10 protein-coding genes and 1 tRNA gene are annotated in these 14,514 nt (G+C 61.4%); 9 read left to right on the top strand and 2 right to left on the bottom strand.

The genetic code is table 11. From position 1 onward, the window contains the following. Positions 1-769: 769 nt before the first annotated feature. Both FJ404_17405 and FJ404_17400 read right to left on the bottom strand, forming a co-directional pair. Positions 770-2,362, bottom strand: a complete 1,593-nt coding sequence (locus FJ404_17405) for an NAD(P)/FAD-dependent oxidoreductase (protein ID MBM3824633.1) — start codon at positions 2,360-2,362, stop codon at positions 770-772. Next, positions 2,359-2,703: a hypothetical protein gene (locus FJ404_17400; GenBank protein ID MBM3824632.1), complete on the bottom strand. Its 345-nt coding sequence runs from the start codon at positions 2,701-2,703 to the stop codon at positions 2,359-2,361. The genes FJ404_17405 and FJ404_17400 overlap by 4 nt, the downstream gene beginning before the upstream one ends. A gap of 51 nt (positions 2,704-2,754) precedes the next feature. Between FJ404_17400 and FJ404_17395 the strand changes: the two genes are divergently transcribed. The 9 genes from FJ404_17395 to FJ404_17355 all read left to right on the top strand — a co-directional run bounded on the left by FJ404_17395 (position 2,755) and on the right by FJ404_17355 (position 14,170). Beyond that, complete coding sequence (locus tag FJ404_17395) at positions 2,755-3,084, top strand: pyrimidine/purine nucleoside phosphorylase (protein MBM3824631.1); 330 nt, start codon at positions 2,755-2,757, stop codon at positions 3,082-3,084. Then, positions 3,084-4,379, top strand: coding sequence for an aminotransferase class III-fold pyridoxal phosphate-dependent enzyme (locus FJ404_17390; GenBank protein MBM3824630.1), 1,296 nt, complete (start codon positions 3,084-3,086; stop codon positions 4,377-4,379). Before FJ404_17395 ends, FJ404_17390 begins: the two co-directional genes overlap by 1 nt. A 13-nt stretch (positions 4,380-4,392) precedes the next feature. After that, positions 4,393-5,022 (top strand): DNA-3-methyladenine glycosylase 2 family protein, encoded by a 630-nt coding sequence (locus FJ404_17385; GenBank protein ID MBM3824629.1) that lies wholly within the window; start codon positions 4,393-4,395, stop codon positions 5,020-5,022. A 378-nt stretch (positions 5,023-5,400) separates the two neighbouring features. Continuing rightward, positions 5,401-8,034, top strand: a complete 2,634-nt coding sequence (locus FJ404_17380; GenBank protein MBM3824628.1) for a DUF1553 domain-containing protein — start codon at positions 5,401-5,403, stop codon at positions 8,032-8,034. A gap of 46 nt (positions 8,035-8,080) precedes the next feature. Further along, positions 8,081-9,538: a DUF1501 domain-containing protein gene (locus FJ404_17375; protein MBM3824627.1), complete on the top strand. Its 1,458-nt coding sequence runs from the start codon at positions 8,081-8,083 to the stop codon at positions 9,536-9,538. Between the two features lie 258 nt (positions 9,539-9,796). Further along, a complete protein-coding gene (locus tag FJ404_17370; protein MBM3824626.1) occupies positions 9,797-11,848 on the top strand; it encodes a DUF1553 domain-containing protein in 2,052 nt (683 codons plus the stop codon). Position 11,849: 1 nt separating this feature from the next. After that, positions 11,850-13,262, top strand: a complete 1,413-nt coding sequence (locus FJ404_17365) for a DUF1501 domain-containing protein (protein ID MBM3824625.1) — start codon at positions 11,850-11,852, stop codon at positions 13,260-13,262. Positions 13,263-13,286: 24 nt separating this feature from the next. Continuing rightward, positions 13,287-14,057 carry an HpcH/HpaI aldolase/citrate lyase family protein gene (locus tag FJ404_17360; protein ID MBM3824624.1) on the top strand — a complete coding sequence of 257 codons (771 nt, stop codon included), beginning with the start codon at positions 13,287-13,289 and terminating at the stop codon, positions 14,055-14,057. 39 nt (positions 14,058-14,096) lie between these two features. Beyond that, positions 14,097-14,170: transfer RNA gene (locus FJ404_17355), tRNA-Gln, on the top strand. Positions 14,171-14,514 lie beyond the last annotated feature (344 nt).

Raw genomic sequence — 14,514 nt, 5'->3', positions numbered from 1 at the left:
GGCGGCCTTTTGTCGTGAAGCGGTCCGACTGTGAGAACACGAAGCTTCTGCCCCGCGGGAGGACACTTCCGCGAGCTTGGGTGGCCGACCTAGCGTTTCCCTGGAGATTTCATGCAGTTTTCCTGACGGGAAAAATCAGAGATTTCCATGCACCCAGGCTTACCCGTGGATTTGGGGAGGGCTCTGTTCCGCGGATCACGGCTGAGCCTTTTCTGGGGCAACCACGGATCACACGGATGGACCGAGGGTTCCTCTCTGTCCTGGCGTTCCCTACAGACGGTCGATGATGCTGACTCTCATCGAGCCGACCGAAAGCCTGTATTTATCCGCGTGATTCGTGCCACGGGTGGTCAAATGACTCCCTTAACCGTGGACTTGGGATGGGCTCAGAATCCAAGAGAAGGCATTTCACCCACGAATGGACACGAATGCACACCAATGAAGACAACGCTTCCTCCAGCCCGGTGTCCGTTTTCATTCCAGACAGATCATTGCGAACGGAGAGATCGGTAGACACGAACAACCGACCACGTATGCACGTGCCCCAATTCTCCCGCACGCCTGCCGAGGGGACTCGACAAGAGAGGGCTCTCACGGAGCCACGAAGGCACAAAGATGGTGAAGCATGCCTGAACCGGTGACCCCGTGAGTAAAACAGGCTTCGGATGCTTCCTCTCAGTGTCTCTGTGCCTCCGTGAGAGCCATCCAACCTCTGGAACAAACCTGCTCAAACGGTTCAGGACTTCGCGATGATCTCGGCCATCGCGATTCAGGAGTGAAGCACGCGCATCGCGGCGTTGCGTCCGGGGATGCCGCTGACGGCGCCGCCGCGCCGTGCGGAAGAACCCGCACGGTAGATGCGGGTGTGCGGCGTCTCCACGCCCCATGTGCCAACCTCGGCTTCGTCGTCGGCCCAGAACCAAGACGGCGCGTTGTGAAAAATGTTGCCCTGATCGAGCCCGATTTCGCGATGCAAGTCCTGCGGCGTCTTGATTTCCATGCAGAGGTTGCCGTCGCGATCGCGGGCAATGCAGTTGGCAAACGGCTCGTCGCACAAACGGTCAAGGCCCTGCAAACAGAGCCGGGCGACCTCGGCGCGGCGGGCGTCATGCTCGGCGGTGAACAGTCGCCACGGCATGTCCAGGCCGAAAAGCGTCAGCGTCTGGAAGCCCTGCGCGCGCAGTTCCGGCGAGAGGATGGAATGATCCGTCAGCGTGTGGCAGTAAGTCTCGGCAGGAGCCGGATTCGGGAGGTGTCCATCACGTGCGGCAGCCCACGATGCCTGCATCTGCGCGTAGCCTTCATCGATGTGAAACGACCCCGCGAAGGCCTCCTCCGGGTGGATGCCCTCCGCTTTCAACCTCGGCAGGCGGCGCAGCAACAGATTGATTTTCACCGCCGCGCCCTCGTCTTCCTCGCGGGGCTCGCTCATCTCACCCAGCAGCGAGGCCAGCGTGGCTGGCCCGGCGTTTACCAACACATGACGAGCCTCCACGCATGGCTCGCGCCCATCGAGCTCGAAGGTCACGCGGTGCCGCTCCCGACCCGTCTCGATGTGCCGTGCGGGAGCCTCCGCGAGCAGCGACACGCCGAGAGCGCGGCAGCGGTTCAACAGCGAATCCACGAGGCTCCTCATGCCGCCGACCGGCACCCGCCACTCGCCCGTCTCGTTGCCGATGATGTGGTAGAGAAAGCAGCGGTTTTGAAGCAGGCTCGCCTCGTGCGGATGCGAGAAGACGCCGATTTTTCCATCCGTCATCAGCAATCCTCTGAGCGCGTCATGGTCGGCAAAATGCTCGATGGCCTCACCCAGCGGCCGCTCAACAAAGAATCGCCACGCCGACTTTTGCTCGTCCGTGGAGAGCTGCGACTCGAACGACGCGCGCGACCGCAACGGCTCCAGCAGCGTGGGCCAGAGGAGTTTTGCGATGGCCCTTTGCAGAGACAAGAGTCGCTGATAACGAGCCCAGGCCGCGTCGCCGCCTGTCATGCGCCGCATCGACTCGCGCGAGCGGCTTTCGTCTTCATTGGAAAGAATCAGCCCCTGCGCCCGGCCCGCGGCATCCGTATACGGCGTAAACGAGGCGGTGCTCCGGCGCCGCGTTTGGAAGTCGAGGCCCAGTTCGCGCGTGATGCGCTCGGGAAAAAGCGAAACCAGGTAGGAATAGCGCGAGAGCAGCGCATCGTAATCGGGAAAGACGCGTTGGGAGGCTGTGGCACCGCCGAACGTGGCGTTCTTCTCAAGCACCAACACGGAGCGTCCGGCCATCGCGAGATAAGCCGCCGCCACTAGCCCGTTGTGACCGCTGCCGATCATGACCGCATCGAAAAAAGCAGGAAGGTTGTCCGCAGGTGAATTCATTTCCAGCAAGAGTGTTTCGGAGCCTGAGCGTTCGACACCGGGCGGTCCGCCCGAAGCGTCCGGGGACCGTTTCCGCTCCGTTCGTCGACCGCCTGGAATCGCGACTCCGCATGTTGCAGCAGGCCGTCGTGGGATCGGACGGACCGATCGCGGACTTCCGCGATGACGATGGCGTCATCGATGCCCGCGAGCGTGAGGCAGGAACTGGGAGTGTTGGTGATCATTTTCGAAGTGGTTTCTGGACCGGCTCCGCGCAGACTTTCCTCCAACGTCGGCGCCATGGTCCAGCCAAACTCAGGGAACATCCCGATGCGGGGCGGTTCCAGAATAGCCAAGTTCATGAGCCCTGGTTCTTGACTTTTCATCACGCCGCCGAACACTCGGCACCCATCATGGGTCAAGTTCCAAACGAATTCAAAAACGTCACCGCCGTCACCAAAGCCAATGTGTATTTCGGAGGCAAGGTGGTCAGCCATACCCTGCACTTCCCCGACGGCACCAAAAAAACCCTCGGGTTGATCTACCCCGGCCAATTCCATTTTGGCACCGACCAAGCGGAGCGCATGGAGATCGTGGCTGGAACGTGCACGGTCAAATTGGACGGTCAGTCCTTGGAATCGACCTTCACGGCGGGGCAACACTTCGACGTGCCCGCCAAATCGGGCTTCGATATTCAGGTATCCGCCGGCATTTGTGAATACATCTGCAGCTTCCTGGGTTGATGAAAGAGCTTTTCCCACCCGCCCCGCCTCCCATCGTTCACAACCAGTTCGAACAGGTCCGCGAGCTTTTCCAGCGCCACGTGGCGCCAACCTACGCCCGCTTCGAACTGGCGTTCACCCATGGCGCAGGCAGTTACCTTTGGGACGTGCGCGGCCGGCGCTACCTCGACATGGGGGGCGGCATCGCGGTCTGTTCCCTCGGCCACGCGCATCCTGAAATCACGGAAACGCTCATCGAGCAATCACGGCGGTTGCTCCATGTCTCCAATCTCTATTACCACGAACCCCAAGGGCGGCTCGCCCAGCGCATCAATCGTTACGCGGGCCCGGGACGCGTCTTTTTTTGCAACAGCGGCGCCGAGGCCAACGAGGGACTCTACAAACTGGCCCGCAAGTTCGGCCATGACGATGGACGATTCGAAATTCTCACCGCGCTGAATTCCTTCCATGGACGCACCCTCGGCGGCATTGCCGCCACCGGCCAGGACAAAGTGAAGAAGGACTTCGAACCTCCGGTTTCAGGTTTTCGGCACATCCCCTTCAACGATCTGGCCGCGGCGGAAGCGGCGCTTTCCCCCGCCACCGTCGCCATCCTGATCGAAGGCGTTCAGGGCGAGAGCGGCATCAATCCCGCCCACTCGGATTACCTCCTCGGGCTGCGCCGACTTTGCGACGAGCAGCATCTGCTGCTGCTCATCGATGGCGTGCAGTGTGGACACTTTCGCACCGGACGCTTCCAAAGTTTTCAGCGCATTCTGGAGGGCATGCCGGAGCTGGAGGGCTTCCGGCCCGATGGTTACTCGATGGCCAAGTCGCTCGGCGGCGGCTTTCCCATTGGCGCGTTCTGGATCGATGACCGGCATGCGGGCATCCTCGGCCCGGGCACCCATGGCACAACTTTCGGCGGCACCCCGCTGGGCTGCGCCATCGCCCTCAAAGTATTCGAAGTGATCGAACGGGAGAAACTGGACGAAAACGCCCGGCGTGTCGGCGAGTGGCTCCGCCAGCAACTCGACCGATTGGCGGTCACCTACCCTTCGGTGGTCAAGAATGGCCGTGGACTCGGCTTCCTCCTCGGACTCGAAATCGAGGAAAAGGACCGCATCCCGGCCTTCGCCACCCAGGACAAGCCGTCTTCCCTTCAACTCGTCCAACGTTTGCACGAGGCCGGACTATTGACGATTCCAAGCGGCACGGCACGGATCCGTTTCCTTCCCGCGTTGAATCTGGGCCAGCCTCAAGCGGAGGAAGCGGTGTCAATCTTGGAATCGGTGCTGGCGCCGCTCGCCGCATGATCACGGGCGCCCCATGACCCCCGAGGCCCTCACGCGTCTCGCTTCAGCCGATCCGGTCATGAAAACCTTGATCGAGACGCACGGTCCCTGCCCCCTCAAACCGCAGTCACGCCAGCCTTATGAAGCCCTCCTGCGGGCGATCGCCCACCAGCAGCTTCATGGCGCCGCCGCCGCCACCATTCTGAAACGGTTTCGCGCGCTCTTTCCGGCCAAGCGATTTCCCTCTCCTGCGCAAGTCGAGACCGTGGACGACCTCGCTCTCCGGACCGCGGGATTCTCCGGATCGAAAATCGCGGCCATCCGCGACCTGACGGCCAAGGCTCGTGATCGACGTGTTCCCACCCGATCAGTCCTGGCCAGGATGGAGGACGAAGCCATTGTGGACTGTCTCACCGAGGTTCGTGGTATCGGGCGTTGGACCGTCGAAATGCTTCTCATTTTTACTTTGGGCCGGTATGATGTCCTACCGGTTGGTGATTACGGCGTACGCAACGGGTTCCGGCTCGCCTACCGCAAACGCATGATGCCCACGCCGAAACAACTGCTCGCGTTCGGGGAGAAGTGGCGTCCGTACCGAACCACGGCCTCCTGGTATCTCTGGCGCGCGGCCGACGAATCCAAGGCCTCCAAGCCCGCACCTTAGCCTATGAACCGCTCGGGATGCATCCGCTCCTTCGCCTTCGCTCGCTCAGAGCATCTCCCCGGGCGTCACTCAAAACTCTTGGCGGTTGCCCGGGAAATCGGAGCGAGGCTGTGTCCGAAGGATCAGCCGCAGGAACATTTCTTTCCCCTATCCCGCAGAACCATCCATCCGCGCCATCGCTTCGACCTCCTGCGGCTTGCTTTCAGCCCAACCGCCCTCCGAACGCGACGCCACAGCGCCGAGACCACACGTGCCACTGGACCTGATGGCACGACCGCATGTTGTCTACGGTCCGCACGCCATGGCAGTGCGACTGGGTCATTTTTCCTCCCGCTCGTCCTTGCGTTTTCCCTTTTCCACCTAACGGCTTTCCCGGTCATGGCCGACGCGGTTCCGTCTGGCGAAGATTGGTGGTCATTGCAGCCCGTTCGACGCGCCCCCGTTCCCACGAACCCGCCGAGTCCCTCGCCACACGTCCAGGCTCGAAACGCCATCGACGCCTTCGTGTTCGATGAACTTAGACGCCAGGGGCTCAGTTCCTCTCCCGAAGCCGATCGCCGAACGCTTTTGCGGCGGCTCTATTTTGACCTTCTGGGGTTGCTCCCCCCGCCCGAGGAGATGAACGCTTTCCTCAAGGATTCAGATCCCCTGGCCTTCGAACGGCGAGTGGATCGCCTCCTGGCCTCGCCTCAATACGGGGAGCGCTGGGCCCGGCATTGGCTCGATCTGGTTCACTTCGGGGAAACCCACGGATACGACAAGGACAAGCCTCGTCCCCATGCCTGGCCTTATCGCGACTACGTCATCCGCGCGTTGAACGAGGCAAAACCCTTCTCTCGATTTCTCCAGGAACAATTGGCGGGAGACGTCCTCTATCCCCGCACCCGGGATGGCGTCGAGGCGCTCGGATTTATCGCAGCGGGTCCGTGGGATTTCATCGGCCATGCGGAGGTTCCTGAAACCAAGATCGACGGCAAGGTTGCCCGCCATCTCGACCGGGACGACATGGTGGTGAACGCGCTGCAAACCTTCACCAGCCTGACCGTCCAGTGCGCCCAATGCCATCACCACAAGTTCGATCCCGTTTCCATGGAGGATTACTACTCGCTGCAAGCGGTCTTTGCCGCCATCGATCGCACCGAAGTAAGATATGACCGGGACGATCGAGTGGCGGCCAAGCGCCATGAGATCGACCAGTCTCTGGAACGAGCCAGGCAAGCTCAAAACGATTTGCGCGGGAGGATTCAGCAGCGCGACCCCGCACGATTCGAGGCACTCGATCGTGAGATCACCGCCGCCGAAGGAACTGTTCAGCGCCAGGCCGCGTTCGGATTCCACAGCCAGATCGCCCCCAAACCCGATGACTCCAAGTGGGTGCAAATCGATCTCGGTGTTTCCCAGGTCTTGCGGCAAGTGGTGCTTCATGCCGCCGAGGACGACTTCAACGGCATCGGCAAGGGATTCGGCTTTCCTCCTGTCCTGAGTCTCTCTACGTCGGACGATCCCGAGTTTAAGGATGGCGTCACGATCCTGACTCGCGATTTTCAAGCGGGAACCAAACCGAAGTCCTTGACGCCTGTAATCGTCGAGTGTCCCCCGCACTCGAAAGGTCGTTACCTCCGCGTCACCGCCCACACCCTCGCCTTGCGTCAGAATGATTACATTTTCGCTCTGGCCGAGCTTGAAGTGTTCTCAAACACACCCACCAACGCCGCCCTCAAGGCCAAGGTGACCGCCTTGGATTCCATCGAGAACGCTCCACGGTGGGCCCGATCCAACCTGACCGATGGTTACTGGCCTGGCCAAGTGGCAGACGGTTCGCTGGCGCAGGCCACGCTGACTCGCTTGCGTGGCGAACGGGACCGGTATTTTCACGGCTTGTCGAGCGAATCAGAGCGGCAGGAATTCCGCGAAGGAACGAACCAACTTGAAGCCCTCCGGCAGGCATCCCAAGCGTTGCCCCCTCTCAGCCTCGTCTATGCCGGGGCCGTTCACACGGGAAAAGGATCTTTCAAGGGAACGGGGGCCGAGGGCGGCAAACCCCGCACCGTGCACGTGCTCCAACGCGGAAACATCGTCAAGCCGGGCGTCGTGGCGCAACCGGCTCCGGTTCGTTCCGTTCCCGGTGTTCCGAATCAATTCGATCTTCCCCCGAATCACGCCGAAAGCGCGCGCCGCGCCGCGCTCGCCCGCTGGATGAGCCATCCGGATCATCCGCTCGTCTGGCGATCGATCGTCAATCGAGTCTGGCAACATCACTTCGGCCGGGGCCTCGTCGAAACGCCCAACGATTTCGGACGCATGGGGGCGCGACCGACCCACCCCGCGTTGCTCGACTGGCTGGCTTCCGAGTTCCGCGACGGCGGCCAATCACTCAAGACGCTTTCCCGACTCATCCTGACCAGCCACACCTACCGCCAATCCAGTGATTCGCGCGTGGATGCCTCGGCCAGGGACGCGGACAACCGCTTTCTCTGGCGCATGAACCGCAAGAAACTCGACGCGGAATCGGTCCGGGACGCCGCCCTGCAAGCCGCGGGCGCGCTCGACCCAAGAATGCACGGACCCAGCTTCCAGGATTTTGTCATCGAAAAACCGGAACATTCTCCTCACTACCAATACCACTTGCACGACCCCCGCAACCCCGCCTCGCACCGGCGCAGCGTGTACCGGTTCCTGGTCCGTTCCCAGCCGCAACCGTTCATGGCGTCCCTCGATTGCGCGGATCCCTCGATGCAAGTGGCCAAGCGGAACGAAACCCTGTCGCCCACTCAGGCGCTGTCGATGATGAATCATCCGCACATGCTCGCCATGGCCTCCATCATGGCGGCCCGCCTTCCATCCGAAGCGCCGGAACTCGAGCAGCAAATCGACCTCGCTCACCGTCGCATTCTCTCCCGCCCTCCATCCCGGTCTGAATCCGAGGCCCTCCTCCAGTTTACCCAAAAGTATGGACTTCCCAACCTGTGCAGAATGCTGTTCAATCTAAACGAATTTCTGTTTATTGATTGACCCCGTGCCGCCCGTCTCCCCATTCCATCGATTCCTCCCGCCCCGGCTGAACCGGCGCGAGTTTCTTTGGAACAGTGGTGGAGGATTGGGGGGCATCGCGCTGGCCAGCCTTTTTCTCGGCGAGGGCTTGCTGGCTCCGAATGCCCGGGCCGAAGCAGGAAAGCTCCCCACCCATCGGCCGAAGGCCAAGCGCGTCATCCAATTGTTCATGGCAGGCGCCGCCAGCCACATCGACCTCTTCGATTTCAAACCGGAACTCGTGAAACGAGACGGTCAACCCTCCGAATTCGGCGAACACGTGGAGGCGTTTCAAGACGGACTTGGGCCGTGGATGAAGCCCATCTGGCCGTTCAAACCCTACGGTCAATGCGGCAAACCGCTCAGCGACGTCGTTTCAGCGCTGGGCGAGGTGGTGGACGACATCGCCTTCATCCATAATCTGGTGGGCAAGACCGGCGTGCATAGCCAGGCCACTTACTTGCAAGCCACTGGATTTCAATCTCCAGGTTTTCCCGGCATGGGAAGTTGGGTCAGCTACGGACTGGGTTCCCTCAACGAAAACCTGCCTGCATTCGTCGTCTTGCCAGACCACCGCGGTTTCGCCTCGAACGGCCCGAAGAATTGGGATGCGGCTTTCCTCCCGGGCCAGCATTCGGGAACCACCCTCTTTCCAGGACGGGATCAACCCATCGCCGACCTCTTTCCAGGGACGCAGGGACCTTTTGTCAACTCGGAGAGCGAGCGCGCCACGCAAAAGCTCCTCGAAAGGTTCAATCGCGAGCATGCCTCCTCCCGGGAGGGCGAGACCCGGCTCGATGCCCGGATCCGAAGTTACGAACTCGCCGCGCGCATGCAACTCGCCGCCCCGGAGGCCATCGACATCTCCAAAGAACCCGCACACGTCCTCAAGCTCTACGGACTCGACCACGGTCAATCCACGTTCGACAAGGAGATCAACCCCACCGAGGAAATCGATCACTTTTCCAGAAAATGCCTGGTGGCCCGGCGCTTGCTCGAACGCGGCGTTCGCTTCGTCCAAATCTGGTCCGGAAATGACAATGGCTTCCCACGACGCAACTGGGATTCTCACGAGGACGTTCGCCGTGACCACGGCCCCCTGTCGATGGGCATGGCCAGGGGGGCTTCCGCGCTCATTCAGGACTTGCGCATGCGCGGCCTGCTGGACGACACCTTGGTTTTGTGGACAACCGAATTTGGCCGGATGCCTTCCACACAAGGCGGCAAGGGACGCGACCACAACCCTTTCTGTTTCACCAACTGGCTGTGCGGAGGAGGCATCCGCGGCGGCATCAGCCACGGACCCAGCGACGAATTCGGATACAAACCGCTCGATCGAGCCCACCCCACCCTCGTCTACGATATCCACGCGACGATTCTCCATTTGTTGGGCATCGATCACGAAAAACTCATTTTCCGGCACAACGGCATCGACCGGCGCCTCACTGATGTCCACGGGGAAGTCATTCAACCCATCCTGGCTTGATCGCCCGGGAAGTGGCGCACTTTCAGAGGCGAGCCTCGCCCTCCATGAAATCAGCGATCCCAATACCCCCGCGGTGGAAGCTCGCCGCCTTGCCCGACGTTTTCATCGGCATCCTTTTCCGCGGCAGGGCGCCTTCCCATCCTGCATCGCAGCGGTTCTCATTTTGACTGATCAAGGTAGGGCGCGCACTCCGCTGCGCGCCGAAACCGGGTGTTTCCAAAGCCGGCGCGCACGGAGTGACGCGCCCTACCCACCAAAATGAGAACTGCTGCCTGCATCGTGCTCGGATTAGCCCTCGCGATCCTCCTTTCCCAGGCCGAATCGCAGCCTCCCGCCGCCCGCTCAACTCCCCCCTGGTGGTCCTTTCAACCGCTGCGTGCCCCCCAGCTTCCGTCCGGATCCTCATCCTCCCCTCACGGCAACGAAATCGATCGTTTCATCGATGCGGAATTAAGCCGGCGCGGACTGGAGTCCAATCCGCCCGCCTCTCGCCGGACGCTCCTTCGTCGAGCGTCTTATGATCTCACCGGACTGCCTCCGAATCCGGATCTGGTGGAGGCTTTCCTGGCCGACCCTTCGCCCGACGCCTGGCCCCGACTCATCGATCGTCTGCTCGCATCGGTCGCATACGGGGAACGCTGGGCCCGGCATTGGCTTGATGTCGTGCGTTACGCGGACTTTCACGATGCCAATCCCAAAGCCCGGGTGGCCAGTTGCGAACCCCTCGAAGCCTGGAGATTCAGGGATTGGGTGGTCACCGCGCTCAACCGAGACCTGCCCTACGGACAGTTCATCGTCCATCACATCGCCGGCGACCTCCTTCCCGCCCCGCCGGGCCAGGAATTCAATGCCGAGGGCCTCGCGGCCACAACCTTTCTTTCCAACGGCGTGTGGGATCGGGGAGACGCTGACAAGGAGAAGATCGTCAGCGACATGGTGGATGATCAAATTGACACGATCGGCAAGGCCTTTCTCGGCCTGACCCTGGGTTGTGCCCGCTGTCATGACCACAAATTCGATCCCGTAACTCAGCGGGATTACTACGCGCTGGCCGGAGTTTTCTACAGCACCCGCGTCCTGGAAGAGTTGGGAACAAAAGGGGGAGAGTACACACTCCTGCGGACACCGCTCGCCTCGGATCGGGAAGCTTCCCGCTGGAAAGCGCAACAGGCCTTGCTGGCGCGACTGGAGTCGGACATCAAAAATCTCGATCAGAAAAAGCCTCCCGTGCCGGCGGACTCGCCGCAGCGCCGCCGTCTGACTCATCAGCGGGACCTCCTCAAGCGATCCATCCCGGTCCTCCCCATGTCCATCGCTGCTCGCGAAGGGGGAACCCCTGGAGGACTTTTTCCCCATCTCCAGGATGTCCCCATCCACCTGCGTGGACAATACTCACAACTCGGAGAAAGGGTCCCACGCCGCTTTCCGGCATGGTTCGTCCCCCCTCATCCAACACCCGCATCTCCACCAGGCAGCGCCCCCCCCTCGGCGGAATTTGCCGGCAGCGGACGACTGGCCCTCGCACAATGGATTGTCTCCGAAGCGCGGCCACTGATGGCGCGCGTTTTGGTCAATCGGATCTGGCAGCATCACTTTGGCGAGGGCTTGGTACGCACGGCGGGCAACTTCGGCAAACTGGGCGAGACACCCACCCATCCGGAATTGTTGGACTGGCTCGCATCTTACTTCCTGCACGAAGGGGGATCCATCAAAGCCCTGCATCGAAAGATGCTTTTGTCCGAGGCTTACCAGCGTTCCTCGAGCACGACTCCCGCGTTGCGCCAAGCCGATCCCGAAAACCGATGGCTCGCTCGCTTCACCTCGCGACGACTGGAGGCGGAAGCCATCCGGGATACGATCTTGTCGGTGTCCGGATCCCTCTCCTTCTCCGGCGGCGGCCCGGCGGACGACGATCTCCAATCGTCCCGTCGATCGCTCTACGTGCAAACAGCCCGCTGGGATCGCGGCAGTTTTGCCATGCTTTTCGACGCCGCCAATCCGGATGCTTCGGTGGACAAACGATTCGTCTCGACCGTCGCGCCCCAAGCCCTGTTTCTGCTCAATCACCCGTTCATGCTGGAACATGCCGCGCGATTTGCCCGGATCGTGCGCGCGCATGCGGGAACGGATGCCGATCGGGTCACGTCCGCCTACCAGGGGTTGCTCAGTCGCGTTCCCACGCCATCGGAGTTGAAAATCGCGCTCCAGTTTCTCAACACCAACAAGGAATCAAACGCGTCCATGGAAGCCCGCTGGGACGACTTTGCGCAGTTGTTGCTCTGGGGTAACGAATGGCTCTTCCTCGATTAGCATGACTGCGCCAATCCCCTTCTCGCCTCCCGTTCTCAACCGCCGTTCCCTGCTCCGCCGCCTCGGAGCCGGGTTCGGATGGCTCGCTTTGCAGGGCCTGCTTCCAGACAACCATCGACTGGCGGCGGCGGTCCCCGGCCCGGCCGGAAGTCTTCCTCACTTCGCGCCCAAAGCCAAACGCATCATCTTCCTCTACATGCCCGGAGGCCCTTCCCACGTGGACCTCTTCGATCCCAAGCCCCGGCTCTCGTCGGATCACGGAAAACCGCTTCCATTCGAGAAGCCCAAGCTCGAGCGCACTAAAACCGGCAATCTGCTCGCCTCTCCCTGGACCTTTCGGAAGCACGGACAGGGCGGCCTTGAAATCAGCGAACTGCTTCCCCACCTCTCGAAACATGCCGACGATCTGTGCGTGATCCGGTCCATGGTGGCGGACAACATCAATCATTCCGGCGCCGCCTTGCAAATGTGCACGGGAGAACAAGCCTTTTCGCGACCCGCGATGGGGTCCTGGCTTCTCTACGGTCTGGGAACTGAAAACCGAGACTTGCCGGGGTTCGTCGTCCTCTGTCCCGCGGCCGTTTTTCAGGGTGCGCAGTTATGGGCCTCCAGTTTTCTGCCCAGCGCCCACCAAGGCACCCTCATCCGGGACTTGAAAAATCCGATCGCTCACGTCCGCACCAGTCCCGAGGTCGTTCGCCGACAACGCCGGCAGTTGGATACCCTCGCGGCCCTGGATCGACTGCACAGGGCGGGACATCCCGAAGCCGAGGCGCTCGAAGCGCGGATTGCCTCGTTCGAACTGGCCTTTCGCATGCAATCGGCGGCGCCGGAAGCCTTCGATACCGATCGGGAAAGCCAGGCCACGCGATCGCTCTACGGACTCGACGATCCCGCAACCGAGATGTTTGGAAGACAATGCCTCATGGCTCGCCGCCTCGCGGAACGCGGCGTCCGCTTCATTCAAGTGTTCGACGCCCCCGTCAACAATGCCTGGGATCACCATAGCGGACTCAAGGAACAACTCCCGAAACGATGCCGCGCCGTGGACCAACCCATCGCGGCCCTGCTGCACGATTTGAAGGCGCGCGGCCTCCTCGCCGAAACGCTGGTTCTCTGGGGCGGGGAATTTGGAAGAACGCCCACCGCGGAAGGGACCAACGGACGGGAACACCACCCTTTCGGCTTCACCATGTGGCTCGCCGGTGGCGGGGTGCGTGGAGGCATGACGCATGGGGCCACGGATGAGTTCGGCTGGCATGCGGTTCAGGACAAGGTCCACGTCCACGACCTTCATGCCACCCTGCTCCATTTACTCGGACTCGATCACGAGCGCTTGACCTTCCGTCACGGCGGCCGGGATTACCGGTTGACCGACGTCTATGGCCATGTTGTGAACAAGATTCTCGTCTGAACCCTTCCAAGCCTCTTCCATCCCGTGAATCACCCTGTCAATCCTTTCAAACGCGCCGTCGTCTCGGGAACTCCTCAAATCGGCCTCTGGTGCAGCCTGTGCAACAGCCTGGCCGCGGAAGTGATCTCCCGCTCCGGATTCGACTGGATCCTGCTCGATACCGAGCACGCACCCAATGAACTCCCCGACGTGGTCCGCCAGGCCCAGGCCCTGTCGGCTGGGACCGCCGCTCCCGTCGTCCGCCCAACCTGGAACAACTTCGTCGAAATCAAGCGACTGCTCGACGCGGGAATGCAAAACTTCCTGATTCCTTACGTCCAAACTCCGGAAGAAGCCGCCGCCGCAGTATCCGCCGTCCGCTACCCCCCCCAGGGAGTGCGGGGCGTCGCCGTCACGGTCCGCGCCAACCATTTTGGCCGGGTCCGCGATTACTACGCCCGGGCCAACGAGGAAATTTGCCTGCTGCTCCAAATCGAGACGCGATCATCGCTGGACCGGCTTGAATCCATCGCCAGGGTGGAAGGGGTGGATGGCCTGTTCATCGGGCCCAGTGATCTGGCGGCCTCCTTGGGACATCTGGGGAATCCCGGACACCCGGAGGTGCGCGCGGCCATCGAGCATGCGGTAGGGGTGATGCGGTCCTGCGGGAAAGCGGCGGGCATTCTCGCGCCCGTGGAAAGCGACGCCCGCCATTGGCTGGACAAGGGTTGCACGGTGGTGGCGGTCGGGAGCGACCTTGGTTTGCTGGTCAAAAACAGCGATCAGCTCGCCGCGAAGTTCAAGCGTCAAATCTGATTGCAGGGACCCGTGGTTTTCGTTACTTCTTCTCCGCGTTGTCCGATGGTGTAATGGTAGCACAAGGCCCTTTGGAGGCTTTTGTCTTGGTTCGAATCCAAGTCGGACAGCCATCCCCCCCTTCCGCCTCAAATTTCCCCCCTCTCTCGAAATCATTTCGAGAGATACTGTTGCCATCCATGGTTTAACCTCCCGACTGACTTGATGCTGAAGTGACTCACCATTCCGCACCCCGGCCCGGCGGAGTTCTTTGGCTTAAAACGGCCGTTGAACGTGGTAGAGATATGCAAAGCCTGGATGAGAAAGACATGAAGAAGCACGAGGCCTATCCTCAGACATCCTGACCTGGGGTGGAATCAGGATGAGCCGACCTGGCGGTAGATGAGACGGAGTTGGGTGGTCGGAAAGACGGTTTCTGTTTCAGTGAGGAGGATGCACATCTGGTGGATGGCGGCGT

This window comes from Verrucomicrobiota bacterium (genome assembly GCA_016871495.1).
In the GTDB taxonomy this organism is placed as follows: Bacteria; Verrucomicrobiota; Verrucomicrobiia; order Limisphaerales; family VHDF01; genus VHDF01.
The sequence above is the reverse complement of the archived record's forward strand: the minus strand, read 5'-3'. Positions and strand labels throughout refer to the sequence as shown.

What these genes read in the sequence shown, in the direction of transcription:
- FJ404_17370 (MBM3824626.1), top strand. Translation starts at nt 9,797, where the DNA reads ATGAGAACTGCTGCCTGCATCGTGCTCGGATTAGCCCTCGCGATCCTC.
- FJ404_17395 (MBM3824631.1), top strand. Translation starts at nt 2,755, where the DNA reads ATGGGTCAAGTTCCAAACGAATTCAAAAACGTCACCGCCGTCACCAAA.
- FJ404_17365 (MBM3824625.1), top strand. Translation starts at nt 11,850, where the DNA reads ATGACTGCGCCAATCCCCTTCTCGCCTCCCGTTCTCAACCGCCGTTCC.
- FJ404_17400 (MBM3824632.1), bottom strand. Translation starts at nt 2,703, where the DNA reads ATGAACTTGGCTATTCTGGAACCGCCCCGCATCGGGATGTTCCCTGAG.
- FJ404_17405 (MBM3824633.1), bottom strand. Translation starts at nt 2,362, where the DNA reads ATGAATTCACCTGCGGACAACCTTCCTGCTTTTTTCGATGCGGTCATG.
- FJ404_17380 (MBM3824628.1), top strand. Translation starts at nt 5,401, where the DNA reads ATGGCCGACGCGGTTCCGTCTGGCGAAGATTGGTGGTCATTGCAGCCC.
- FJ404_17390 (MBM3824630.1), top strand. Translation starts at nt 3,084, where the DNA reads ATGAAAGAGCTTTTCCCACCCGCCCCGCCTCCCATCGTTCACAACCAG.
- FJ404_17385 (MBM3824629.1), top strand. Translation starts at nt 4,393, where the DNA reads ATGACCCCCGAGGCCCTCACGCGTCTCGCTTCAGCCGATCCGGTCATG.